Origin of the sequence: Nocardia sputorum (assembly GCF_027924405.1) — a bacterium.
Taxonomy (GTDB): domain Bacteria; phylum Actinomycetota; class Actinomycetes; order Mycobacteriales; family Mycobacteriaceae; genus Nocardia; species Nocardia sputorum.
This window is the reverse complement of the sequence record NZ_AP026978.1, coordinates 1,766,440-1,789,055: the sequence shown is the minus strand read 5'-3', so window position 1 is coordinate 1,789,055 and position 22,616 is coordinate 1,766,440. Positions and strand designations below refer to the sequence as shown.

Sequence of the window (22,616 nt, the reverse complement as noted above, 5' to 3'; positions counted from 1 at the left end):
GTTCGGAGGTCGTCCCGGCTGAGCGCGAGAGGGGCCGTAGTGGATCTGAGCTTTCCCGACCTCGAGGGGCCCGTTGCACAACGGGGTATCGGGATCATCGCACCGTTCGACCTCGCCCTCGAACGAGAGCTCTGGCGCTGGGCGCCTCTGGAGGTGAGCCTGCACCTGGCCCGCACCCCCTACGAGCCGGTCCCGGTGTCGCTGGAGATGGCCGAACTGGTGTCCGACGCGGCGCATCTCACCGCGGCGACCCGGAACGTCATACATGTGGAGCCCGAAGTCGTCGCCTATCTGTGCACGTCGGGCAGCTTTATCAAGGGCCTCGCCTATGAGAAGTCGTTGCGCGACACCATCTGCCGGGCCGGGGCGCAGGACGCGGTCACCACCTCCGGCGCGTTGCTGGAAGCGATTCGCCATCTGGACCTCACCCGGATCTCGGTGCTCACCCCCTACGACGAGATCCTGACCCACCGGCTGCACGAATTCCTCGCCGAAGCCGGATGCTCGGTGGTGCGCTCCGACCACCTCGGGCTCGGCGGCGGCATCTGGAAGGTCAGCTACCGCACGATCGCCGAACGCATCGTCGCCGCCGACGATTCCGCCGCGCAGGCCGTCTTCGTCAGCTGTACCAACCTGCCGACCTACGACGTGATCGAGCCGCTGGAGCAGGCCCTCGGCAAACCCGTGCTCACCGCCAACCAACTGACCATGTGGGCATGCCTCGGCCGGATGAAACTCCCGATGATGGGCCCAGGCAAGTGGCTGCTCAACGTTTTCTGAAGGAAGAACATCGCATGCACGCACCCACCGTCGGTTTCATCTACCCCGACCACGCGGCCGAGGACGACTACCCGCTCGCGGCGGCGGCGCTCGGCGCGCACCTCCCCGTAGCCCACATCTACGGCACCGATCTGCACGCCATCCCCGAACTGCTGGAGCTGGGCAGTCCGGAGAAATTGCGCCTCGGCGCCGCGCTGCTCGCCCGGCACCGCCCCGCCGCGATCGTCTGGGCCTGCACGTCCGGCAGTTTCGTCTACGGTCCCGCGGGCGCCCGCGATCAGGCGCGTGCGCTGGCCGAGGTCGCGGGCGTGCCCGCGACCAGCACCAGCATCGCGTTCGCCGACGCCGTGCACGCCCTCGGACTGCGCACCGTCGCCGTCGCCGCCAGCTATCCCGACGAGGTCGCGCGGCTGTTCGTGGAGTTCCTCGCCGACGCGGACATCGACGTCGTCTCGATGTCCAGCGCCGGAATCGACACCGCGGCCGAAGTCGGCACCCTCACACCGGCCCAGGTCCTGCGGCTGGCGGCGGACAACGACCATCCCGGCGCGGAGGCGCTGCTCATCCCGGACACCGCGATGCACACCCTCGCGGTGCTGCCGGACCTGGAGGCTACGCTGGGCAAACCGGTGCTGACGGCCAATCAGGTCACGATCTGGGCGGGCCTGCGGCTGGCCGGCGCCGAGCCGGTCGTCGCCGGACTCGGCACCTTGTTCGCGGAAAGGCAGATCGATGTCCGTCGTTGATTTCGAGCCGGTGAACCGGCAGTCGACCGCGGAGATGATCGCCGATCGGCTCCGCGAGGCGATCATGCGCGGCAGTCTCGCGCCCGGGTCGCAGCTCGGGGAAGCCGACCTCGCCGCGCGGTTCGCGGTCTCGCGGGGACCGGTGCGCGAGGCGATGCAGCGCTTGGTGTCCGAAGGCTTGCTGCACAGCATCCGGCACCGCGGCATCTTCGTCATCGAACTGAGCCTCGACGACGTCGTCGACATCTACCGCGCCAGGACCGCGCTGGAAGGCGGCGCGCTGGAACTGATCCTGGACGGCCGCCGCCCGATCGCCTACGAGGCGCTCGGTCCCAGCGTCGAGGAGATGGTCACGTGCGCCGAACGCGGTGACGCGGTGGGAGTGTCGGAGGCCGACCAGGCCTTCCACGAGGCGCTGGTGGAGAGCGCGGCCAGCCCGCGGCTGGTGCGCGCGGCCCGCACCCTGCTGATCGAGACGCGGATGTGCCTGGGCGCCTTGCAGACCACCTACCCGGACCTGCGGGACCAAGCCCAAGAGCACGTCGGTCTGCGCGAAGCGATCGCTACCGCCGAGCCCGCCCGCGCCCGCGCGCTGCTCGTCGAGCACATGGACGACGCCGTGCAGCGCCTGCGCCACCAGATCGGCGGCTGAGCCCAAGCCCTCCACCTTCACTCGGTCCGGCGCGGACCAGCGCGACGGCCTGAGCCCGGCCGCGCCGCTCGTGCCGCTACCGGGACAGGAAATCCAGCAGCGTGCGGAATTCCGGCAGCGAGAGAAAGCCGTCGCCATCGGTGTCGGCCGCGGCCGGCAACGCGTCGGCCGGTTCATCGATACGGCCCGCGCCGACGTGGCGGATGAGCGATTCCAGCTCCTCGACGGAAATGCGGCCGTCGCCGTTGACGTCGAACACCTTGAACGCGGCGTCGGCGTCGGTCACCTCGATACGCCCGGCCACCAGGGCGGCGTCGAATTCGGTTCGCGAGACCAGGAAGTCGCCATTGGTGTCGGCGGCCGCGACCAGCCGTTCCACCGCCGCCTCGTCGACCTCCAGACCGAGCGCCCGAATGCCCGCGGTGATGTCCTGCACCGCCACGAGCCCGTCCCCGTCACGGTCCCACAGCTCGAACGTGTCCACCGGCGCGTCACTCATGCTCGCCACTTTCGCTACCACTACCCGACTGCGGCCGCCGCGCGACCATCCCACACTGTACGGATGCCGCTGCCGGGGTGCGATTCTCGAGCAGATCCCGGAAGATGCCTCGCGCCGTTCCGATCGGCTACGGCACGACACTTGCCGCCCATGAGCCTCCACGCCGCGTCCCCCATTCACTCGACCGACAGTCTCCGCATTGAGCTGCGTGAGCGGCTCCGGCGTTGGACAATGGGTCGATACGCCGGCCTGACCGGATATCGCACAAGTGGATCGGCACATCTCATGGGCGTCGAACGGGAAAAGCGCGTCGGGTCATGGATAGTCGTGGTGTTCGTGGCGATCGCCGCCGTCCTCGCCGTCCTCGCCGGCTGCGGTGACGGTGACGGTGACACGCCACCTGCCGAGGGAAAGCCGGGCATACCCGAGGCCGCGGCGACGGAGGGCGCCTCCGGTAACCCCGGCGGCTCCGACAACAGCGGTCGTGGCGCGAAGGGCATTCCGGTCGACCTCGCCCAATTCAATTTCAGCCAAGGTGATCCGGCCGACGCGGTCGTGACCGACATACGGGCCCAAATGGCCAGGAACTGCGACGAGAAGAAATTGCCTGTCGACTGCGTGACCGTCACGAAGAAGGCGAAGAATTCGGCACCGACGCCGACCTGCTCGCTTGCAGAGGACGGGACGCCGGTGGCCAAGGGTTACGAGTCCTTCGTGGGAGTCGACCCGCCATTGCCCTCGGCCGGAATACCACCCGACGCCACCATCGAGTCCGGCGGAGTGATCACCGTCTACACGAAGACCTGCGTGCCGGAGGGCACCTCGGGAAGCGGTACCGGACAACCGACCACGACGACCACCACGACGAAGCCCCCGGCCACCACTGCGCCACCGACGACTTCGAGGCGCAATGGCGGCTGATCCGCCGCCCCCTGACCGGCCTCGCGAAGGTTCGTCCACCTTCGCCGACCTCTCCCAGATGGCGCAGGTTCTCGGCCAGTTCGTCGCTCCGGCTACGCTGCTGGCGGGTTTGCTGTTCTACTGGGGGTTCTTCCACGCTCGCGGATTCTGCGGATATTTCGGAATCGACTCTCAAGTGCTGGGATTCAGCACGACCGATTACGTCATGCGCAGCGCCGATGGGTTGTTCATCCCGTTGGCGGTGTGCGCGGTCGTCACACTGGCCTTCACGTGGGGCAGGGTGGCGATCCCGCCCGTGGTTCTGCACGGAGCCCTGCCCAAATGGGTCTTGATCGCCGGGGTGATCGCCGGTGCGCTGCTGTTGCTCAACGGACTATCGCAACTTTGGTTCGACAACCCGCTGAACTGGACGATCGGAGTGGCGCCGTCCTGCTCGATCATCGGCTTGCTGCTCCTGTGGGGCGTCGTGCGCACCCGCCGCCGCCAACTCGCCGCCGGATCGATGACGGCACCGTCGACGACCACACCGCTGGAATGGGGGCTGGTCTTCCTGCTCGTCGCGGGCAGCTTCTTCTGGGGCGCGACCGACTACTCCCTGGCCGTGGGGATCGGCCGCGCGCAGCGATTCGAAACGGAGACTTTGCGTACAGCCCCCGGACTGACCATCTACGCCGAGAAAGCTCTGGATCTGCGCGCTCCCGGCGTCACGGCGACGGCCTGCACTACTCCCGATTCCGTCTACCGCTACCGCTACGACGGGTTGGTCCTGGTGATGATGGCCGGGGACAATCTCGTCACGGTCCCCCGGACCTGGTCTCGCGCACAAGGCTCCGCGATGGTGCTGTCGCGCAGTGCATCGGGTGCCATGCGACTGGAGTTCACCAGGCCGGCCACCGCGAAACCGCCGGCGATGTGCTGAGCAGCGCACCCGTCGTCCCGCGGGCGCGGTGACGCACAGGATCGAACTCCTCACATGTTCGCCGGGCGCACCACCAGCACCGATGCCGCCCGCTTACCCTCTCCTTTCCGGCGGAACGCCAACGCTGAGCGCGTTACGGATCACCCGGGGACACGAATCTTGTTGCCGCCGTGGCCGCCACCGCCGCAGCCGGTGAAATCACCGGCATTGACCTCAATCCGCGGCGAGCACACGGGGCGCCGAGCCGAGCCGCTTCTCGTCGGCGTCGGCGAGCCAGAAGTAGACCGGGGGAAGCACGAGTTCGATGACGGTCAAAACGATCTGGAACCAGTGCGGCCAGCCGTACACGGCGACCGAGACGAAGCGGGCCACCCCGCCGAGCAGGAAGATCCCGGCCAGCAGGCGCATCGCCGCCGCGGGTATCGGCGACTGCCGCGCGGCCCAGATCCACGCGAGGCCGTATCCGGCGAAGATCGCGCCGAAGAACCGGCTCTGGCTGTCGGCGGTCACACCGGCCGAACCCATGTCGGGCACCGAGTCGACACCGAGTGCTATGTGCAGAATCCCGATCGCCACGCAGGCGACGCCCATCACCATGGACAGCCATTTGAGTGCGCTGGACATACATGCCTCCCGGATGCACGCGAAGTATTCGGCGGGTGCGCGGTGAAAACCGGCCTTTACAGACCACCGCTTAGTAGACGTTCGTCTACTAAGACCCTACGGCGTGTAGTAGACACGCGTCAACTAAGCTCGCGAGGTGACCCGCCGCCGACTGTCCCCCGACGAGCGCCGCCGCGTGCTCGTCGACGCAGGCGCGAAACTGTTCGCCGACCGGCCCTACGACGCGGTGCTCATGGAGGACGTCGCTGCCGAGGCGGGCGTCTCCCGGGCTCTGCTCTACCGCCACTTCCCGGGCAAACGCGACTTGTTCGCGGCCGTCTACCAGCTCGCCTCCGAGCAACTGCTGGTCGCGACCACATTCGACGCCGAAGCACCCTTGGTCGACCAGCTCGCCGCCGGCCTGGACACGCACTTCGACTACTTCGAGGCCAACGCCAACAGCGTGCTCGCGGCCAACCGCGTCCTGGCCGCGGACCCCACCATTCAGGCGATCATCGCAGGGGAACTCGGCGAACTACGCGAGCGCGTGCTCGACGCGCTACGGCTGGAGGGGCCGCCACGCGCCACCGTCTCGGCGATTTTGACGAGCTGGCTCACCTTCGTTCGGGTGCTCACCGTCGACTGGCTGGAGCACGGCACACCGGCCCGTGCCCAGATGCGGGAGATCTCACTCGGCGCGCTGCTCGGCGCCTTGCGCCCGGTCATCGACATCACCGGCGCCGACAGCTCGGGGAAACCTCCGGGCTGATCGTGCGGCGACGCAACGGCATCGCGGCGACGGCCGTTCGGGAGCACTCGCCGCGGTGGCGCAGGCCGAGACGGGCTCGGACCTCGAAGGATCCTCAAAGGTTGGACGGGCGTACCACCATGACGGATGCGGCTCGCTTTCCGCTTTCCCGCAGCAGCGCGATCGAACGGCCTTCCGGGTCGATGGCGGCATACACACCGGCTATCCCGGCGGGTTCGAGCCAGCGGCCGTTGCGCAGGTCGTCGGCTTGCTTTTCGTCGATGTCCCGGAGCGGGAACGCGGTTCGGACCGCGGCGTCCATGTCGAGACTCAGCGGCGGCACGCCCGACTCCGCGGCGGCGGCCAACTCGTCCAGGGTGCGGGCGTGTTCGAGCGTGAACGGACCGACCCTGGTCCGGCGCAACGCGGTCAAGTGGCCGCCGACGCCGAGCGCGGCGCCCAGGTCCCTGGCCAGCGCCCGCACATAGGTGCCCGAGGAGCACTCGACCACCACGTCCAGGTCGACGAAATCGCCGACGTCGCGCCGGGTGAGCACGTCGAACCGCGACACCGTGACCGGACGCGGGGCCAACTGCACCTCTTCGCCCGCACGGTGGCGGGCGTAAGCGCGCTCGCCGTTCACCTTGATCGCGCTCACGGTGGCAGGCACTTGGTCGATGTCGCCGGTCAATTCCGCGGTACGCGCGGCGATGTCGTCGTCGACGAGGTGACCGGACGGGATCGTCGTGAGCACCTCGCCTTCGGCGTCGTCGGTGCTGGTGGCCTGTCCGAGCCGGATGGTCGCGGTGTACGCCTTGGTCGTCAAGGTGAGCAGGCCGAGCAGTTTGGTCGCGCGTTCCACACCGAGCACCAGCACGCCGGTCGCCATCGGGTCGAGGGTTCCGGCATGGCCGATCTTCTTGGTATGCAGCAGCCTTCGGCATTTCGCGACGACGTCGTGGCTGGTCCAGCCGCCGGCCTTGTCGATGACGAGCAGCCCGCCGAGTCCGTCCATCAGACGTGCGCGATCGCGGTCAGGATGTACCCGTCGGTGATCAGCCAACGGCCCTCGAACGACAGCAGCGGCGTCCCGCCGTCGGTGGTCTGCCCGGGCACCAGCAGTTCGGTATGGAAGCTGCCGTGCCCGGAATCCGCGGTGCTGTCCTCGATCTCGAACGTGATGTGCGCGTCCTCGAAGCCCAGCCAGCGCACCGTGAGCGGGAACCACGCCTTATAGGTGGCCTCTTTGGCGCAGAACAGCAACCGGTCGAGGTGCAGCTGGGAATCGGTGGTCTTCAACCACTCCCGCTCCGGCGGCAGGCTGACCGAGTCCAGTACGCCGTCGGGCAGGGTCGCGTGCGGCTCGGCATCGATGCCGATGGAGCGAAACCGCAGCTTGTGGCCCAGTGCGGCGGCCTGATAGCCGTCGCAGTGGGTCAGGCTGCCGACCACCCCGCGCGGCCACACCGGAGCGCCGCGCTCCCCCTTGCCGATGGCCACCGGCGGCTCGCCGAGCTGAGTCAGCGCCAGCCGGGCGCAGTGCCGCGCGCCGATGAAGTCGCGGCGCCGCTTCTCCACCGACTTGGCGATGAGATGCTCCTCGGCGGGATGCGGCCGCAGATCCTCGGGGTACGCCAGCAGCTCGGCCGAGGCCACACCCGCGGGCAGAATGTTCTCGATCATCACCGACGAGCGTAGTCGAGCCACACGAGGGGTGATCGCAGCGCCGGGTATCCGCCCGAGGCCGCGGCAACGCCTTTGTCGCAACGATGGACGCGTGCAGTGGAAGGCCGGTGCCGATCGACTGCGCTCTCCGTGAGCGGACTATGCCAGCCCACGCCGCTGCTGCGCTTTGCTGCGCATCTCCGCGGCCGCGGCTTCCATTTCCGGCGTCACCTGGAAGTGCCCGCCCCACTTGTTCAGCGTGCCCGGCGGGTACTGCGGGGTCGGCAGAATCTGCCGCAGCAGTCGGTCGGGAAGGCCGCGGCGCTGCCATTCCCGCGGGTAGCCGAGCGAGACCTCTTCGAACCGGACGCCGTCGTAATGCGAAGTGCGCGGGATGTGCAGGTGACCGTAGACCGAGCAGACCACGTTGTAGCGGGTGTGCCAGTCGGCGGTCAGCTCGGTGCCGCACCACAGCGCGAACTCCGGGTAGAACAACACATCGGTCGGCTGCCGCACCAGCGGGAAGTGGTTGATCAGCACGAGCGGGGTGCCGGGCGCGAGCGCGTCGAGCTTGCGCTTGGTCACCTGCACCCGCGCATGGCACCACGCGTCCCTGGTCAGGTACGGCTCCGGCGAGAGCAGGAACTCGTCGGTGGCCACCACGTTGCGCTCACGCGCGATCGCCAGGCCCTCCGCCTTGGTGGTGGCTCCCTCCGGCAGGAACGAGTAGTCGTACAGCAGGAACATCGGCGCCAGCGTCACCGCGCCGCCGTGCTCCTCCGCACCGGCGCCCTGCCACACCGGAAAGGGGTCCTCCGGCGTCAGCACGTCCAGATCACGGCAGATCGACACCAGGTAGTCGTAGCGAGCCACCCCGGCCATCTGCACGGGGTCCTTCGCCGTCGTCCACAACTCGTGGTTGCCCGGCACCCAGATCACCTTGGCGAACCGGCCGCGCAGCAGCTCCAGCGCCCACCGGATGTCGTCGGTCTTCTCCCCCACGTCGCCGGCCACGATGAGCCAGTCCTCCGGCGAGTCCGCCGTGATCTGCTCGACGACCGGCCGATTCCCCTGGTGCCCGACGTGAATGTCGCTCACCGCCATCAACTTGGGTATCACCACACCTACCTTGGCACATCCGCACGGATTCGCACGCACCGGCCGAGCCGGGTGTCGCTCACCCCGGCATCTCGGCGCCGACCAGTGCCCACCGGCCCGACAGCGCCCGCCACGCGACGGCGATCAGCCGCAACAGCATGAACGCGGCGAGGCCGGACCAGATTCCGGCCACGCCCCAGTCGAAGGCCAGCGACAACCAGATGGCGGGCAGGAAGCCGAGCAACGCGGCGCCGAGCGTGGTGGTGCGCAGATACGCCGCGTCGCCCGCGCCGAGCAGCACGCCGTCGAGGGCGAAGACGATGCCTGCCACCGGAATGAGCGCGACGAAGAACCACCACACCACGTGCGCGCGCTCCAGCACATCGGGATCGGCGGTGAACAGCGCCGGGATCGCCACCACCCCCGCCGCGAAGCAGGCGGCGAGCCCGAGGCTGAAGATCTCCGACCAGCGGGTCACGCGCCGCGCGATCCCGCGGGCGCCGGTGACGTCGCCCGCGCCCAGAGCGGCGCCGGTGAGCGTCTGGGCGGCGATGGCCAGCGCGTCCAGGGCCAGCGCCAGGAAGTTCCACAGTTGCAGCACGAGCTGGTGGGCCGCCACCGACGCGGCGCCGAACCGCGCGGCGACCGCCGCCGCCGAGACGAAGCACGCCTGGAAGGCGAAGCTGCGGACGATCAGGTCGCGACCGAGCACGAGCTGCGCCCGCATGACCGACCAATGTGGGGCCAGGGAAACGCCCTCGCGGATCAGCGCGTTCAGGAACAGGACCGCGGTGACGATCTGACCCGCCACATTGGCCACCGCAGAGCCGGGCAGGCCCAGGTGCGGCGCGCCGAGGAGCCCGTGCACCAGCACCGGGCACAGGATGCCCGATACCGCCAGCCCCGCGACCACGTAGACCAGCGGCCTGCGCGTCTCCTGGATGCCGCGCATCCACCCGTTGCCCGCCATGGAGATCAGGATCAGCGGCACGCCGAACAGCGCGATCCGCACCCAGCCCAGCGCTTCCCGCGCGATGTCCCCGCCGCCCGCGATGGCGCTGGTCACCGGCACCGCGAGCGCTTGTACGAGGAGCAGGATCACGGCGCCGACGGCGAGCGCGATCCAGGTGGCCTGCACGCCTTCGGCGACGGCCCCCCGGTGATCGCCCGCGCCGTGACGGCGGGCGGATCGCGCGGTGGTGCCATAGGACAGGAAGGTCAGCTGCGAACTCGTCTGCGCCAGGATCAACCCGCCGACGGCGAGCCCGGCCAGCGCGAGCGCGCCGAGCCTGCCGACCACGGCCAAGTCGAACAGCAGGTAGATCGGTTCGGCGACCAGTACGCCGAGGGTCGGCAACGCGAGCCCGAGGATGCGCTTCGGCCCGGCGCCTGCGGCTCGGTCGACGCCGACCGGGCGCGCGACCGGACCGCTGACCTCCTCGCCACGGGGACTCTCAGCCTTCACCGGTACCTCCGCTGCTCGGCCCGCGCGCCCGCCGTCGTCCCACGTTCGCACGACTCACCGACGAACTGCGCGGCGTAGGCGCGAGCCGTACCGTCACCGGCCGCGCCGACAACGCTACGACAGCTCCCGAACAGCGCGCGGCGACCTGAGCATCCAGGCGCGGAGAGCGGATCGCCGGTACGGGCGGGGCGGCAGGCCCCGGCGCTGCTCGTCGCAGTGTCCGGCGGTCGAGCGCGCCGGCGTCGGCACAGCCGTGCCCGGATGCCACCCAAGCCGAGCTATCCGTGGACCGCTCCGGCCATGCGACGATCCGGCGATCGGACCATGCTCCGGCCGTGCGGAATTCGAGGCCCACGGTCACCCGAGCGCGGCCAGCAGCGCACCGACCAGATCGTCAGGCGAGCCGTAGGCGGTGTATCCGGCGGCGAAACGGTGGCCGCCGCCGCCCAACCCGGTCGCCACCTCCGCGACGTCGACCCCGTCACCCGCGCGCGATCCGCTGTCGCGCGAGCGCAGCGACACCGTCCACCGATCCGGTACGACCCGAGATTGCTTGAATACCGCGGCGATTCCGGCCTCCGCGGTCGTGCGCACGATATCGATCACGCTCTCGATCTCCTCCGACCGCACGTCATCGATGTCGTCGCGACGCACGAACGCGTACACCAACCCCACACCGCCGCGGACCTCGGGAACGAGTTGGGCCGTCCCGAGCACCCGAGACAGCATGGGCAGCCACCCGAACGGGTGGGTGTCCATCAGTGTGCGCGCGATCTCCGCGCCATCGATTCCGGTGGCCAGCAGTCGCTCCGCCAATTCGTGGGTACCCGGCCGCACCCACCGGAACGAACCGGTGTCGGTGACCAGACCGGCATACAGGCAGTGCGCCACCTCCGCATCGATCGCCACCCCCCACGCGTCGAGCAACCGCGCGATCACGCTCGTGGTGGATTCCGCGCCGGGGTCGACCAGGTTGATCGCACCGAAGCGCGTGTTCGACCGATGGTGATCGATCACCATTGTCGTTGCGGCGCCGGGCAATCGGTCGGCGAGCGCGCCGAGCCTGCCCGCGCTGCCGCAGTCGACCGTGACCAGCAGGTCGACCTCGGCACGCACGTCGGCGGGCGCCACCAGATGCCGCACACCGGGCAGCGACCGCATCGATGCGGGCAACTCCGCCGGCTCGGCGAACGACACCTGCACCGGGATCCCGCGCCGGTGCAGGACCAACGCCAGCGCGAGACCACTTCCGATGGTGTCCGCATCGGGCTGCACATGGCAGATGATGGTCACCGAGCCCGCGGCGTCCAGCGCCGCCACGGCCGCGTCCAAACCGGCCGTTTCCCGCATCGTCGTCATCGACTACCGCATGTCACTCGTCGGCGTCGCGTTCGAGCTTGTAGGGGTCGGCGTCGCCCGCGTGCCTGGCGGTGGCGGCCGCCTTGGCGACCGCGTCGTCCGCGGCCCGCGCCCTGGCGAGCAGTTCCTCCATCTGCCGTGCCGCGTCGGGCACGGTGTCCAGTACGAATGCCAGCGTCGGAGTGAACTTCACCCCGGTTCCCGCGCCCACCTTGGAACGCAGGACGCCCTTGGCCTTCTCCAGTCCGGCCGCCGCACCGTCGTAATCCGGTTCGGCGTCGAGGGTTTCGCCCATCACGGTGTAGTACACCGTCGCCTCCCGGAGATCGCCGGTGACCTTGGCGTCGGTGACGGTCACGAAACGCAGCCGCGGGTCCTTCACCTCGTATTCGATCGCGGTCGCGACGATCGAGGAGATCCGCTTGGCGAGTCGGCGTGCCCTGGCTTGGTCCACCATGGCCGTTTCCTCCTCACTATCAACTCTGTTCGGTGGCGGTCGTCGCGTGGCTCGGTGCCGCCACCCGAGCTCCGTCGCTGCGCCGCGGTCAGTCCTCGGGGCCGAAGATTCGGCGGCGCACCGCCAGCAACTGTAACTCCGGGCGGGCCGCGACGTGCCGTTCACATCTGTCCAGCACCTCGGTCAGGTGATCCATGCCCGCACTGACCATGGCCACGCCCAGCAGCGAACGACGGTATAGATCGTGTTCCCCACCTTCGGCGGCACTCACACCGAAACGCTGCAATTCGGCCAGAATCGGCCGGATCACCGAGCGCTTCTGTTTCAGCGAATGCACGTCGCCGAGCAGCAGGTCGAACTCCAGTGCACCCAGGTACACCCTTACCCTCCCCAGTTCAGGAAGACCGGCCGGACGCCGCGCTCTTCGCGCGGCGTCCGGTGTCGTCTCGGTCTATCAGTCGCGCGGCTTCTCGCGCAGCTCGTAGGCCTCGATGATGTCGCCTTCCTTGATGTCGGCGTAGGTGACCGTCATACCGCATTCGAAGCCCTCGCGGACTTCGGTGACGTCGTCCTTCTCCCGGCGCAGCGACGAGATCGTCATCGTCTCGGCGATCACCACGTTGTCGCGGAGCAGGCGCGCCTTGGCGTTGCGCTTGACCGATCCCGACGTGACCATGCAACCGGCGATGTTGCCGATCTTCGACGAACGGAAGATCGCCCTGATCTCGGCGCGACCCAGCTCGACCTCTTCGTAGATCGGCTTGAGCATGCCCTTGAGGGCCTTCTCGATCTCGTCGATGGCCTGGTAGATCACCGAGTAGTACCGGATGTCGACGCCCTCGCGGTTGGCCAGCTCGGTGGCCTTGCCCTCGGCACGGACGTTGAACCCGATGATGATCGCGTTCGACGCCGAAGCCAGGTTGACGTTGGTCTCGGTGACGCCACCGACGCCGCGGTCGATCACCCGCAGCCGCACCTCGTCGCCCACCTGGATGCCGAGCAGCGCCTCTTCGAGGGCCTCGACCGTACCCGAGTTGTCGCCCTTGAGGATCAGGTTCAGCTCGCTGGTTTCCTTCAGCGCGGCATCCAGATCTTCCAGGCTGATCCGCTTGCGGCTGCGTGCGGCCAGCGCGTTGCGCTTGCGCGCGTTGCGCCGGTCGGCGATCTGCCGCGCGATCCGGTCTTCGTCGACGACCAGCAGGTTGTCACCGGCGCCCGGCACCGACGTGAAGCCGATGACCTGGACCGGCCGCGACGGCAATGCCGCCTCGACGTCCTCGCCGTGCTCGTCCACCATCCGGCGCACCCGGCCGTAGGCGTCTCCCGCCACGATCGAGTCGCCGACCCGCAGGGTGCCGCGCTGGATGAGCACGGTGGCCACCGGGCCGCGGCCGCGGTCGAGGTGCGCCTCGATGGCCACACCCTGCGCGTCCATGTCCGGGTTCGCCCGCAGGTCCAGCGCCGCGTCCGCGGTCAGCAGGACCGCCTCGAGCAGCGCGTCGATGTTGATGTTCTGCCTGGCGGAGATGTCGACGAACATGGTCTCGCCGCCGTATTCCTCGGCGACCAGGCCGTACTCGGTGAGCTGCTGACGAACCTTCTGCGGGTTCGCGCCTTCCTTGTCGATCTTGTTGACCGCCACGACGATCGGCACGTCGGCCGCCTGCGCGTGGTTGATCGCCTCCACCGTCTGCGGCATGACGCCGTCGTCGGCGGCGACCACCAGGATCGCGATGTCGGTGGCCTTCGCACCACGGGCACGCATGGCGGTGAACGCCTCGTGACCGGGGGTGTCGATGAAAGTGATCAGCCGGTCCTCGTCGCCGAGGTGGGTGAGCACCTGGTAGGCGCCGATGTGCTGGGTGATGCCACCGGCCTCGCCCTCGCGGACGTTGGCCTTGCGGATGGTGTCCAGCAGTCGGGTCTTACCGTGGTCGACGTGGCCCATGACGGTGACCACCGGCGGACGCTGTTCGAGGTCTTCCTCGCCGCCCTCGTCCTCGCCGTAGGTGAGATCGAACGACTCCAGCAGCTCGCGGTCCTCGTCCTCGGGGCTGACCACGTGGACGACGTAGTTCATCTCGCTGCCGAGCAGCTCGAGGGTCTCGTCGTTCACCGACTGGGTCGCGGTGACCATCTCACCGAGGTTGAACAGGGCCTGTACCAGCGCGGCCGGGTTCGCGTCGATCTTCTCCGCGAAGTCCGACAGCGACGCGCCGCGGGCGAGCCGGATGATCTCGCCGTTGCCGCGCGGCAGCCGCACGCCGCCGACGGCGGGCGCCTGCATCGAGTCGTACTCTTGCCGCTTCTGCCGCTTCGACTTGCGGCCCCGCCGGGGCGCGCCACCGGGACGGCCGAACGCACCGGCCGCGCCACCGCGGCCACCGGGACCACCCGGACGACCGCCGCCACCGCCGCCGCCACCAGGACGACCGCGGAAGCCACCGGCCGCGCCACCACCGGCACCGGGCGCACCGGCACCCGCACCGGGGGCGCCGCCGCCACCGCGGTAGCCACCGCCGCCGCCACCACCGGGACGACCCGCACCGGCGCCACCGGGGCGGCCGGGACGACCGGCGCCGGGGCCTCCGGCGCCACCGGGACGCGCCGCACGCGACGGCATCGCGCCGGGGTTCGGACGAGGCGGCATCGAGCCGGGGCTCGGCCGCGGGCCGCCGGGACGCGGACCACCCGGACCGGGCGTCGGCCGCGGGCCACCCTGGGCCGGACCGGGACGCGGGGCGCCCTGAGCCGGACCGGGACGCGGACCACCCTGGGACGGGCCGGGACGCGGACCACCCTGAGCCGGACCGGGACGCGGACCACCCTGACCGGGGGCCGGACGCGGCGCGGGCCGCTCGGGAGCGGACGAGTAAGGGTTGTTACCGACGCGCGGGGTCTTCGGCCCCGGGCGCGGGCCGGAACCAGCACCACCCGGGCGCTGGCCACCGGGGGCGGGGGCGCCGGGTCGCTGCTGCTGGCCGGGGCGCGGGCCACCCGGCGTCGGCCGCGGACCGGCCGGCGCGGGCGCGGAGCTCGCGGTCGCGCCCGAGGCCGCCGCGGCTTGCGGGTTGACCGATTCCCGGGCGGGGGGCTTGGGCGCCGGGGACGGTCCCGGACGCGCGGCGGGGCCCGGCTTCACGGCCGGGGATTCGCCGGTGCGCGCGGCGGGGGCGGCGGTCTCCTGCGCGGTGGGCGCCGGAGTGGGCGCCGACGGACGGGGACCGGGACGCGGGCCGCCGCCCGTGGGCTTGGGGGCCGGACGGCCGGACGATCCGGGGCGTGCACCCGGCTTGTTGCCGTTGGACGGGGCGGATTTCGCCGCGAACGACTCACGCAGCCGGCGCGCGACGGGAGCTTCCACCGTCGAGGACGCCGACTTCACGAACTCGCCCTGCTCCTTGAGCGTTGCGAGTAGTTCCTTGCTCGTGACACCGAGTTCTTTGGCCAACTCGTGCACGCGGGCCTTGCCTGCCACTGCTCTCCTCACTGAGAGGTCGAGCAGCCCCACCGTTCTGGGGACGGCGGCCCGCACGACCTCGGGTTATCTCCGATGGACGTTCATCGTTGGTACTTCACGGTGTGCTCATGAGTGCTCGTGCCTGTTCTCGAGGTAATGCTCCAGGGCTGAGATATCCAGATGTCCGGACACTCGTAGTGCTCTGCCGATCGCTCGGCGCCGCTCTGCCGCGAGCAGACAAGCCGAAAGGGGGTGCAGCCAGGCACCCCGTCCGGGAAGTCTGCGCCGCGGATCGGGAACGATCTCGAGGACGTGGGAGCCGTCTCCGGTCTCACGGTCCCGAGCCACGATCCGCAACAGATCGACGGCCAGTTCGCGCTTCCGGCACCCGATACACGTCCGCACGGGAGCGGCTCGGCGCTGGCGCGCCGGGTGCTGCTCGGTGGTGCGATCGGGCATCGAAGCCGAAGGCTCGGACTGAACCTTGGACCACTCTACCGCTGCCACGCTCGGAACGCCGAACCCCTCCCCCGCGGAAGTTACGAACCTGTCATCCCGAGCACTCCGCGGGCGGGCTCCGGTCAACTCCGATGCGCCTCCGTCCGGACGGATCCGCCCATGTCACCGGGAGCGGCGTCGCTGCGGATATCGATGCGCCAGCCGGTCAGGCGCGCGGCCAGGCGGGCGTTCTGCCCCTCCTTGCCGATGGCCAGGGAGAGCTGGAAATCGGGCACCACGACGCGGGCCGCCCTGGCCTCGGCGTCGACGATGGTGACCGATACCACTTTCGACGGCGAGAGGGCATTGCCGACGAACGCCGCCGGATCCTCGGCGTAGTCGATGATGTCGATCTTCTCGCCGGCCAGTTCGCTCATCACGTTGCGCACGCGCTGCCCCATGGGCCCGATACAGGCGCCCTTGGCGTTGACCCCGGGCACCGTGGTGCGCACCGCGATCTTGGATCGGTGCCCCGCCTCGCGGGCCACGGCGACGATCTCCACCGAGCCGTCCGCGATCTCCGGCACCTCCAGCGCGAACAGCCGCCGCACCAGGTTCGGGTGGGTGCGCGAGAGCGTGATCTGCGGGCCGCGCGGACCCCGGGAGACGCCGACGACGTAACACTTGATCCGGTCGCCGTGCTCGTAGGTCTCGCCCGGCACCTGCTCGGCGGGCGGGATCAATCCCTCCGTGCCGTGCAGCTCGCTGCCGATGCGCACCACGACGGTGCCGCGGGCGTTGGCGCGCGCGTCACGCTGCACCACGCCGCCGACGATGTCGCCCTCGTGGGTGGAGAACTCGCCGAAGGACTTCTCGTTCTCCGCGTCGCGCAGCCGCTGCAGCACGACCTGCCTGGCGGTGGTCGCCGCGATCCGGCCGAATCCCTCCGGGGTGTCGTCCCATTCGGAGATCACGTTGCCGTCGGCGTCCACCTCGCGCGCCATCACCCGGACCACGCCGGTCTTCTGGTTGATGTCGATGCGCGCGTTCGGCTGGTGGCCCTCGGTGTGGCGGTACGCGGTGAGCAGCGCCGACTCGATCGCGGAGATCACGGTCTCGATCGAGATCCCCTTGTCGGCGACGATCGCGCGCAGGGCTTCGATTTCGATGTTCATTCCACGATCCCTTCGGTCGGCGAATCGGACGCTGTTACGGATTCGGATGGTGCATTCGGTGTTCCTCGAAGCTGCGCGGCGTCGTCGACCGCCACCGCGTCTTCCTGGCCCGGAGCGGGCCGCCCCGGAACGACTCCGCCCGCGAGTTCCAGTTCCCGCGCGCCCGGAGGCGAGAACTCGACCTGGACGACGGCCGTGGCGATGTCGGCCAGCGGAACGGTCACCCGGTGCGGGTCGCGTTTGCCGCCGAGCACCAGCGCCACGGAATCCCCCGTGAGCGCGCCGACCCTGGCCTCGAAGGTCGCCGATCCTTCCGGCGGTTGCGCATCCGCACGCAGCCGGACGCGTACCTTCCGCCCCTGCGCCCGCCGCCAGTGCCGGGCGGCGCTCAACGGGCGGTCGATCCCGGGGGTCGTGACCTCCAGCAGGTAGGGCGTCTCGCCGAACTCCCCGGCGTCGTCCAGCAGCGCCGACAACTCGGTGCTCAGACTCGCCAGGGAATCCAGATCGGAGGTGTCGCGGTCCACGGTCACCTGCACCCGAGCCTGCGCGTCCACGCGCGTGCCCGCCGTCGAGATCTCGACGCCCTCGAGGTCGAATCCTCGGCGTTCGACGAGACCAGCTACGAGCTGGCTCACCCTTTCCTCGGTCGGCATCGGCATATGGGGCGGCTCCTGGTTCAGTTGTGACGCGGCGGGAGAATTCTCTACCGAAGGTCTAGCGTAACGCGCCACGAGAGTGTAAAGGACCAGTGGTCGAGGACTGCGCACGCCACGACCGACGCTGGTCCGGCGCAGCCTCGCGAGTCTGGCACGATAGTGCCGTGCCCATCCGCCTTCCCGCCCCGCCGTGTGCCGGGCGCACCACCGGCATGCCATCCGACCGGCACGAGCCCCACCGCACCGCCATGGATCGCCGCACCGCGTTGCGTCTCGCGGGCGGCGGAACGGCCGGGGTGCTCGCCCTCGGCGCGCTGGCCGGTTGCACCGGTGACGACGTGGTTCACGAGCCGGATCCGCTTGCCGCACAGGAGATCGCCGCGCGCGCCGACGCCGCGGCCGCGACCGCGGCCATCGCCATCGCACCCGACCGGCACGCCGCGTTGTCGGCGATCGCGGCCGAGCGCACCGCCCACGCCGACGCCTTGCGCACCGAGATCGATCGCGCGATCGGCGTTTACGCCGACGGCACCAAACCGGCGCACCGCACGCGCGCCAGTGCATCCGGCCCGTCGGCCGTGGCTTCGGGCAGCGCCGTGCCGCCCACCACGCCGCCGAGCGTGGATTCGCTACGTACGCAGCTCACCGCCGCCCAGAAATCGTCGGCCGAGCTCGCTCGCGCTCTGACCGGCTACCGAGCCGGTCTGCTCGCGTCGATCAGCGCGGCCTGCGCGGTGCAGGCGGGGGTGTTGCTGGCATGACCGAGGAGGAACGCCGAGCGCTCATCGACGCGCTGAACGCCGAATACGGCGCGGTGTACGCCTACGGGGTGATCGCCGCCTACGCCTCGCCCGAGCGCACCAGGGTGGTCGCCGAGCACACCGCCGCTCACCGGGCTCGCCGCGACGCCACCGTGGACACCCTCGCACTGGGCGGCGCGACGGTGCCACCGCCGGACGCGGCCTACACGGTGCCGTTCGCCGTGACCGATCCGATCTCGGCCGCCCGGCTGGCCGTGACGGTCGAGTCCGACACCGCGGTCGCCTGGCGGTCGGTGGTCGAGCGCGCCGACTCCATGGCCATCCGGCGCACCGGTGTCGAAGCGCTCACCGAGGCCGCCGTCCGGCTGGCCGCGTGGCAGTCGATCCTCGGCGCGAATCCGCCCACGGTCGCGTTTCCGGGCAAGGTCTGACCCGGCCGGGCACGAGATCTGCTGCCCCGCAGAGGAACGACGCGAACGGCGGACGGCGGACAGCTCGGGCCGCCGTTCGCTCGACACGCGACTGCTACGGCCGCATCTCGTAGGCGCCGTCGTAGGACGCCACCTCGGCCCACACCCGGTCGAAGCGCGGGCGATCGGCGACCGGTGGCCGCAGCGCGGACGCGGCCCAGCCCTGCTGGTCGGGGGTTGCCGAGGGCTTGCCGTACAGGGCGGTGGCGTAGGCGTTGAAATCGCGGATCTGGAAGTCGAAGATCTGGTCGATCAGGTCCCGGTCCAGGCCGGTGATCGCGGCCTGCTCCAGGATCAACTGGCCGTAGACCACCAGGGAGAACAGGTGACCGATGGTCAGCATGAAGTCCAGGTCCTTCTGCTGGTCCGCGTCCGGCGCCGCCGTGGTCAGCAGCGTGCGCAGCGCCTGCGCCTGCTGGTAGAACCGGCCCACGTTGGGGATGTCGGCGTGCTTGTCGTAGACGGGGGTCCAGTCGGCGAAGCGCACCTTGCCCGCCCCGCGCGCGGGGCCCTGGCGCCAGAAGAACGCATCGTCGGCCGCGTCCTGCCGGGTGCCGATCTCCGGGTAGTCCTGCGGGTCGAACAGGTAGTTGGGCATGAACTTCAGGATCTGCCCGACGTTCACGTGTACCGTGCCCTCCAGCCGGGGCAGCGTGCTGATCAGCCGTTGGACCTCGGCGAAGTAGGTGTTCTTCTCGAATCCCTTGGCGGCCAGCACATCCAGCAGCAACGTCATGACGGTCTCGCCCTCGGAGGTCACCTTGGACTTCGTCATCGGGTTGAACAGCAGGTACCGGCGGTCCTCCAGGCTCGCACTGCGGAAGTAGTCGATCGCGCGGTCGCTGAACAGCTTCATCGCGACGATGCGCGCGTAGGCGTCGACGAAGTTCGACCGCACGTGCGGGAAGTCGGTGACCGGATTGCCGTAGAGGATCCGGTTGTTCGCGTGGGTGATCGCCTCGTAGAAGGAGTGCTCGACCATGCCGATTCCGCCGTGGCAGAGGTTGAACTTGCCCACGTTCACGGTGTTCAGCGCGGCGGAGAAGGCCTCGGGCCCGGTGTGCAGGATGTCCTCGGCGCGCACCGGGTAGTTCTCCAGCCGGAAGGTGCTCACGTACATCTGCTGATGCACGACGTTGCCGAGCAGACGGTAGTTCTCGTGGCGGGAGTCGGCGGCGAACCAGACATAGGCGTCGGCGCCTTCGAGGTCGGCGCGGCGGGAGAACACCGACACCATGCTGGCCACGTTGCCGTTGCCGATGTAGTACTTCTCCCCGTCGGCGCGGAAGAGGATGCCCGCCTCGGCGTCCGCGCTGCCCGGCTCGGTCGGGGTGAGCACCAGGTCGGTGTTGTAGATGTCGGCGCCGTGGGTCTGCTCGGACAGGCCGAACGCCATCACCTCGCCGTCGGCCAGATCGGCGGCCGCGCGCTTCTTGGCCGCCTCGTTGTCGCTCTGCCAGATCGGGCCGAGGCCGAGGATGGTCACCTGCTCGGCGTACCAATACGCCAGACCGTAGAAGCCGAAGATCTCCGACAGCGCGGCGTTGCGCGCGGCGTCCCAGCGGCGGTTCGGATCGCCGTCGGCGTACGCGGTGGGCGTCAGGAAGGTGGCGAACAGCTTCTCCTTCTTCACGAAGTCGAGGAAGTCGGCCGTCCACACCGCGTTCGCGTCGTCGGCGAGCAGACGCTGCTTACCCCGGCCCTCGAACCACTCGATCGTGGCGCGCAACAGGCGCCGCGTCTCGGCGTCGAACTGCTGCGGGTCATAGGTGGCGGGGTTGAACAACCGCACGTCGGTGTTTGTCATGCCGGTTAACTTACCAGCGGGTAACAGCAGCGTGGACGAGGTCAGCGGATCCGTGACCAGCGAATACAGGTTACGGTGGCGTAGGTAGCCGCGCTACGCTCCCTGCGGTTGGGCGCGAAGGCGAACGGCCCCCGGCGCATCACGCCGGGGGCCGCTTCGGCATCGGATCAGCCCCGGACCCTGGCCACGACCGCGTCCACCGCGGACGCGGCGGGGAGTTCCTCGGTCTCGCCGGTGAAGCGATCGCGCAGCTCCACCTTGCCCTCGGCCCAGCCGCGGCCGATCACCAGCACCAGCGGCATGCCGAGCAGCTCGGCGTCCTTGAACTTCACGCCCGGCGAGGCGGTGCGGTCGTCGAAGAGCACGTCCAGGCCCTGGGCGTGCAGGCCGGACACCACCTCTTCGGCTCCGGCGCGGGCCGCGTCGTCCTTGTTCGCGATGACGACATGCACGTCGTACGGCGCGACCGCCGCGGGCCAGCGCAACCCCTTGTCGTCGTGCTGCTGCTCGGCGATCACCGCGACCATCCGCGAGACGCCGATGCCGTAGGAGCCCATGGTCAGCCGCACCGGCTTGCCGTTCTCGCCGAGCACGTCCACCTCGAACGCGTCGGTGTACTTGTTGCCGAGCTGGAAGATGTGACCGATCTCGATGCCGCGCGCCGCCACCAGCGTGCCCCGGCCGTCGGGCGAGGGGTCGCCGTCGCGGACCTCGGCGGCCTCGATGGTCCCGTCCGGAGTGAAGTCGCGGCCCGCGACCAGGCCGACGACGTGCTTGCCCGGTTCGTCGGCGCCGGTGATCCAGCTGGTGCCGGTGCCGACGCGGGGATCGACCAGGTAGCGAACACCGTTGGCCTGCAGGGCCTTCGGGCCGATGTACCCCTTGACGAGGAACGGATTCTCGGCGAAGTCGGCTTCGGTGAGCAGTTCCACCTCGGCCGGTTCGACGGAAGCGCCGAGGCGCTTGTCGTCGACCTCGCGGTCACCGGGGACGCCGATGCCGACGATCTCGCTCTTCCCGTCCGGGTGGCGCAGCTTGACCATGACGTTCTTCAAGGTGTCGGCCGCGGTGACCGGGCGGCCGTAGCGCTCGGCGATACCGGCGTTGTTGGCCCAGTCCACCAGCGTCGCGATGGTCGGGGTGTCCGGGGTGTCGTGCACGACAGCCTCGGGCTGCCCTTCGATCGGCAGCGGTTCGGGCGCGGGCGTGACCACCGCCTCCACATTGGCCGCGTAGCCGGATTCCGGGCAGCGCACGTAGGTGTCCTCGCCCACCGGGCTGTCGGCGAGGAACTCCTCCGACGCGCTTCCGCCCATCGCGCCGGAGGTGGCGGCGACGATGACGTACTTGACCCGCAGCCGGTCGAAGATGCGCTGGTAGGCCTGGCGATGCGCGTGGTAGCTGGCTTTCAGGCCGTCCTCGTCCAGGTCGAAGGAGTAGGAGTCCTTCATGACGAACTCGCGCCCGCGCAGGATGCCCGCGCGGGGCCGCTCCTCGTCGCGGTACTTGGTCTGGATCTGGTACAGCGTGACGGGCAGGTCCTTGTAGGAGCTGTACTCGCCCTTCACGGTGAGCGCGAAGAGTTCCTCGTGGGTGGGGCCGAGCAGGTAGTCCGCGCCCTTGCGGTCGCGCAGCCGGAACAGGCCGTCGCCGTACTCGGTCCACCGGTTGGTGGTCTCGTACGGTTCGCGCGGCAGTAGCGCGGGTAGTGAGATCTCCTGTGCGCCGATCGCGTCCATCTCCGCGCGCACCACGTCCTCGACCTTGCGCAGCACGCGCAGGCCCAGCGGCAGCCACGAGTAGACACCCGGGGCGACGCGGCGCACGTAGCCGGCACGGACCAAGAGCTTGTGGCTGGGCACCTCGGCGTCGGCGGGGTCGTCGCGGAGGGTTCGCAGGAACAGGCGGGAGAGGCGGGTGATCACGGAAGCACA

General features: G+C 69.8%; 22 protein-coding genes and 2 pseudogenes. 8 read left to right on the top strand and 16 right to left on the bottom strand.

Annotated elements, in window-relative coordinates; all coding sequences use genetic code 11:
• The first annotated feature begins 39 nt into the window (after positions 1-39).
• Genes QMG86_RS08135 through QMG86_RS08125 form a run of 3 tightly spaced genes read left to right on the top strand, consistent with a single transcriptional unit; the run spans position 40 to position 2,178 of the window.
• The gene (locus QMG86_RS08135; RefSeq protein WP_281878657.1) at positions 40-780 is read left to right on the top strand and encodes a maleate cis-trans isomerase family protein; all 741 of its coding nucleotides are present in this window, start codon (positions 40-42) and stop codon (positions 778-780) included.
• A gap of 14 nt (positions 781-794) precedes the next feature.
• On the top strand, positions 795-1,526 hold the full coding sequence (locus QMG86_RS08130) for a maleate cis-trans isomerase family protein (RefSeq protein WP_281878656.1): 732 nt from the start codon (positions 795-797) through the stop codon (positions 1,524-1,526).
• Complete coding sequence (locus QMG86_RS08125) at positions 1,513-2,178, top strand: GntR family transcriptional regulator (protein ID WP_281878655.1); 666 nt, start codon at positions 1,513-1,515, stop codon at positions 2,176-2,178. The genes QMG86_RS08130 and QMG86_RS08125 overlap by 14 nt, the downstream gene beginning before the upstream one ends.
• Before the next feature lie 76 nt (positions 2,179-2,254).
• Here QMG86_RS08125 and QMG86_RS08120 read toward each other — a convergent pair whose 3' ends face one another.
• The gene (locus tag QMG86_RS08120) at positions 2,255-2,677 is read right to left on the bottom strand and encodes an EF-hand domain-containing protein (RefSeq protein WP_281878654.1); all 423 of its coding nucleotides are present in this window, start codon (positions 2,675-2,677) and stop codon (positions 2,255-2,257) included.
• Positions 2,678-2,962: 285 nt separating this feature from the next.
• On the opposite strand from QMG86_RS08120, the gene QMG86_RS08115 reads away from it, so the two are divergent.
• Together QMG86_RS08115 and QMG86_RS08110 are read left to right on the top strand one after the other, a co-directional pair.
• Positions 2,963-3,598, top strand: coding sequence for a hypothetical protein (locus QMG86_RS08115; RefSeq protein WP_281878653.1), 636 nt, complete (start codon positions 2,963-2,965; stop codon positions 3,596-3,598).
• 58 nt (positions 3,599-3,656) lie between these two features.
• A complete protein-coding gene (locus QMG86_RS08110) occupies positions 3,657-4,517 on the top strand; it encodes a hypothetical protein (protein ID WP_281878651.1) in 861 nt (286 codons plus the stop codon).
• Positions 4,518-4,730: 213 nt separating this feature from the next.
• On the opposite strand, the gene QMG86_RS08105 is transcribed toward QMG86_RS08110, so the two are convergent.
• The gene (locus tag QMG86_RS08105; protein ID WP_281878649.1) at positions 4,731-5,141 is read right to left on the bottom strand and encodes a DUF4345 domain-containing protein; all 411 of its coding nucleotides are present in this window, start codon (positions 5,139-5,141) and stop codon (positions 4,731-4,733) included.
• Positions 5,142-5,277: 136 nt separating this feature from the next.
• Here QMG86_RS08105 and QMG86_RS08100 point away from each other — a divergent pair, with 136 nt between their 5' ends.
• Positions 5,278-5,889 (top strand): TetR/AcrR family transcriptional regulator, encoded by a 612-nt coding sequence (locus tag QMG86_RS08100; RefSeq protein WP_281878647.1) that lies wholly within the window; start codon positions 5,278-5,280, stop codon positions 5,887-5,889.
• A gap of 94 nt (positions 5,890-5,983) precedes the next feature.
• On the opposite strand, the gene truB is transcribed toward QMG86_RS08100, so the two are convergent.
• The 12 genes and pseudogenes from truB to rimP form a co-directional block, all read right to left on the bottom strand.
• Positions 5,984-6,883 (bottom strand): tRNA pseudouridine(55) synthase TruB, encoded by a 900-nt coding sequence (gene truB / locus QMG86_RS08095; protein WP_281878646.1) that lies wholly within the window; start codon positions 6,881-6,883, stop codon positions 5,984-5,986.
• Entirely contained in the window at positions 6,883-7,551 is a 669-nt protein-coding gene (npt, locus tag QMG86_RS08090) for a 4'-phosphopantetheinyl transferase Npt (RefSeq protein ID WP_281878645.1), read from the bottom strand. The genes truB and npt overlap by 1 nt, the downstream gene beginning before the upstream one ends.
• Positions 7,552-7,692: 141 nt before the next feature.
• Positions 7,693-8,652 carry a metallophosphoesterase family protein gene (locus QMG86_RS08085; RefSeq protein WP_281878644.1) on the bottom strand — a complete coding sequence of 320 codons (960 nt, stop codon included), beginning with the start codon at positions 8,650-8,652 and terminating at the stop codon, positions 7,693-7,695.
• Positions 8,653-8,710: 58 nt separating this feature from the next.
• Positions 8,711-10,003 carry an MATE family efflux transporter gene (locus QMG86_RS08080; RefSeq protein ID WP_281880841.1) on the bottom strand — a complete coding sequence of 431 codons (1,293 nt, stop codon included), beginning with the start codon at positions 10,001-10,003 and terminating at the stop codon, positions 8,711-8,713.
• Between the two features lie 450 nt (positions 10,004-10,453).
• Complete coding sequence (locus QMG86_RS08075) at positions 10,454-11,455, bottom strand: DHH family phosphoesterase (RefSeq protein WP_281878643.1); 1,002 nt, start codon at positions 11,453-11,455, stop codon at positions 10,454-10,456.
• Positions 11,456-11,468: 13 nt separating this feature from the next.
• Positions 11,469-11,912, bottom strand: coding sequence for a 30S ribosome-binding factor RbfA (gene rbfA / locus QMG86_RS08070; protein WP_281878642.1), 444 nt, complete (start codon positions 11,910-11,912; stop codon positions 11,469-11,471).
• Between the two features lie 88 nt (positions 11,913-12,000).
• Positions 12,001-12,291, bottom strand: a complete 291-nt coding sequence (locus QMG86_RS08065) for a DUF503 domain-containing protein (RefSeq protein WP_039799368.1) — start codon at positions 12,289-12,291, stop codon at positions 12,001-12,003.
• Between the two features lie 75 nt (positions 12,292-12,366).
• Positions 12,367-14,478, bottom strand: a pseudogene (gene infB, locus QMG86_RS08060) (translation initiation factor IF-2); the annotation flags it as partial.
• Positions 14,479-15,294: 816 nt separating this feature from the next.
• Positions 15,295-15,372, bottom strand: a pseudogene (locus QMG86_RS33695) (translation initiation factor IF-2 N-terminal domain-containing protein); the annotation flags it as partial.
• A 126-nt stretch (positions 15,373-15,498) separates the two neighbouring features.
• Positions 15,499-15,831: a YlxR family protein gene (locus QMG86_RS08055; RefSeq protein ID WP_281878640.1), complete on the bottom strand. Its 333-nt coding sequence runs from the start codon at positions 15,829-15,831 to the stop codon at positions 15,499-15,501.
• A gap of 122 nt (positions 15,832-15,953) precedes the next feature.
• Complete coding sequence (nusA, locus tag QMG86_RS08050; RefSeq protein WP_281878639.1) at positions 15,954-16,985, bottom strand: transcription termination factor NusA; 1,032 nt, start codon at positions 16,983-16,985, stop codon at positions 15,954-15,956.
• A complete protein-coding gene (gene rimP / locus QMG86_RS08045; RefSeq protein ID WP_281878637.1) occupies positions 16,982-17,647 on the bottom strand; it encodes a ribosome maturation factor RimP in 666 nt (221 codons plus the stop codon). The genes nusA and rimP overlap by 4 nt, the downstream gene beginning before the upstream one ends.
• A gap of 245 nt (positions 17,648-17,892) precedes the next feature.
• On the opposite strand from rimP, the gene QMG86_RS08040 reads away from it, so the two are divergent.
• Entirely contained in the window at positions 17,893-18,405 is a 513-nt protein-coding gene (locus QMG86_RS08040) for a hypothetical protein (protein WP_281880840.1), read from the top strand.
• Positions 18,402-18,836, top strand: coding sequence for a ferritin-like domain-containing protein (locus QMG86_RS08035; protein ID WP_281878632.1), 435 nt, complete (start codon positions 18,402-18,404; stop codon positions 18,834-18,836). Before QMG86_RS08040 ends, QMG86_RS08035 begins: the two co-directional genes overlap by 4 nt.
• 94 nt (positions 18,837-18,930) lie before the next feature.
• On the opposite strand, the gene QMG86_RS08030 is transcribed toward QMG86_RS08035, so the two are convergent.
• Positions 18,931-20,682 carry an acyl-CoA dehydrogenase family protein gene (locus QMG86_RS08030; protein ID WP_281878631.1) on the bottom strand — a complete coding sequence of 584 codons (1,752 nt, stop codon included), beginning with the start codon at positions 20,680-20,682 and terminating at the stop codon, positions 18,931-18,933.
• Between the two features lie 167 nt (positions 20,683-20,849).
• Positions 20,850-22,607, bottom strand: a complete 1,758-nt coding sequence (locus QMG86_RS08025) for a proline--tRNA ligase (protein WP_281878630.1) — start codon at positions 22,605-22,607, stop codon at positions 20,850-20,852.
• Positions 22,608-22,616 lie beyond the last annotated feature (9 nt).

Bases quoted from the DNA above. Each gene is read 5' to 3' on its own strand.
- QMG86_RS08130 (WP_281878656.1), top strand. From the start codon at position 795: ATGCACGCACCCACCGTCGGTTTCATCTACCCCGACCACGCGGCCGAG.
- QMG86_RS08125 (WP_281878655.1), top strand. From the start codon at position 1,513: ATGTCCGTCGTTGATTTCGAGCCGGTGAACCGGCAGTCGACCGCGGAG.
- QMG86_RS08120 (WP_281878654.1), bottom strand. From the start codon at position 2,677: ATGAGTGACGCGCCGGTGGACACGTTCGAGCTGTGGGACCGTGACGGG.
- QMG86_RS08115 (WP_281878653.1), top strand. From the start codon at position 2,963: ATGGGCGTCGAACGGGAAAAGCGCGTCGGGTCATGGATAGTCGTGGTG.
- QMG86_RS08110 (WP_281878651.1), top strand. From the start codon at position 3,657: ATGGCGCAGGTTCTCGGCCAGTTCGTCGCTCCGGCTACGCTGCTGGCG.
- QMG86_RS08105 (WP_281878649.1), bottom strand. From the start codon at position 5,141: ATGTCCAGCGCACTCAAATGGCTGTCCATGGTGATGGGCGTCGCCTGC.
- truB (WP_281878646.1), bottom strand. From the start codon at position 6,883: ATGGACGGACTCGGCGGGCTGCTCGTCATCGACAAGGCCGGCGGCTGG.
- npt (WP_281878645.1), bottom strand. From the start codon at position 7,551: ATGATCGAGAACATTCTGCCCGCGGGTGTGGCCTCGGCCGAGCTGCTG.
- QMG86_RS08075 (WP_281878643.1), bottom strand. From the start codon at position 11,455: ATGACGACGATGCGGGAAACGGCCGGTTTGGACGCGGCCGTGGCGGCG.
- rbfA (WP_281878642.1), bottom strand. From the start codon at position 11,912: ATGGTGGACCAAGCCAGGGCACGCCGACTCGCCAAGCGGATCTCCTCG.
- QMG86_RS08055 (WP_281878640.1), bottom strand. From the start codon at position 15,831: ATGCCCGATCGCACCACCGAGCAGCACCCGGCGCGCCAGCGCCGAGCC.
- nusA (WP_281878639.1), bottom strand. From the start codon at position 16,985: ATGAACATCGAAATCGAAGCCCTGCGCGCGATCGTCGCCGACAAGGGG.
- rimP (WP_281878637.1), bottom strand. From the start codon at position 17,647: ATGCCGATGCCGACCGAGGAAAGGGTGAGCCAGCTCGTAGCTGGTCTC.
- QMG86_RS08040 (WP_281880840.1), top strand. From the start codon at position 17,893: ATGGATCGCCGCACCGCGTTGCGTCTCGCGGGCGGCGGAACGGCCGGG.
- QMG86_RS08035 (WP_281878632.1), top strand. From the start codon at position 18,402: ATGACCGAGGAGGAACGCCGAGCGCTCATCGACGCGCTGAACGCCGAA.
- QMG86_RS08030 (WP_281878631.1), bottom strand. From the start codon at position 20,682: ATGACAAACACCGACGTGCGGTTGTTCAACCCCGCCACCTATGACCCG.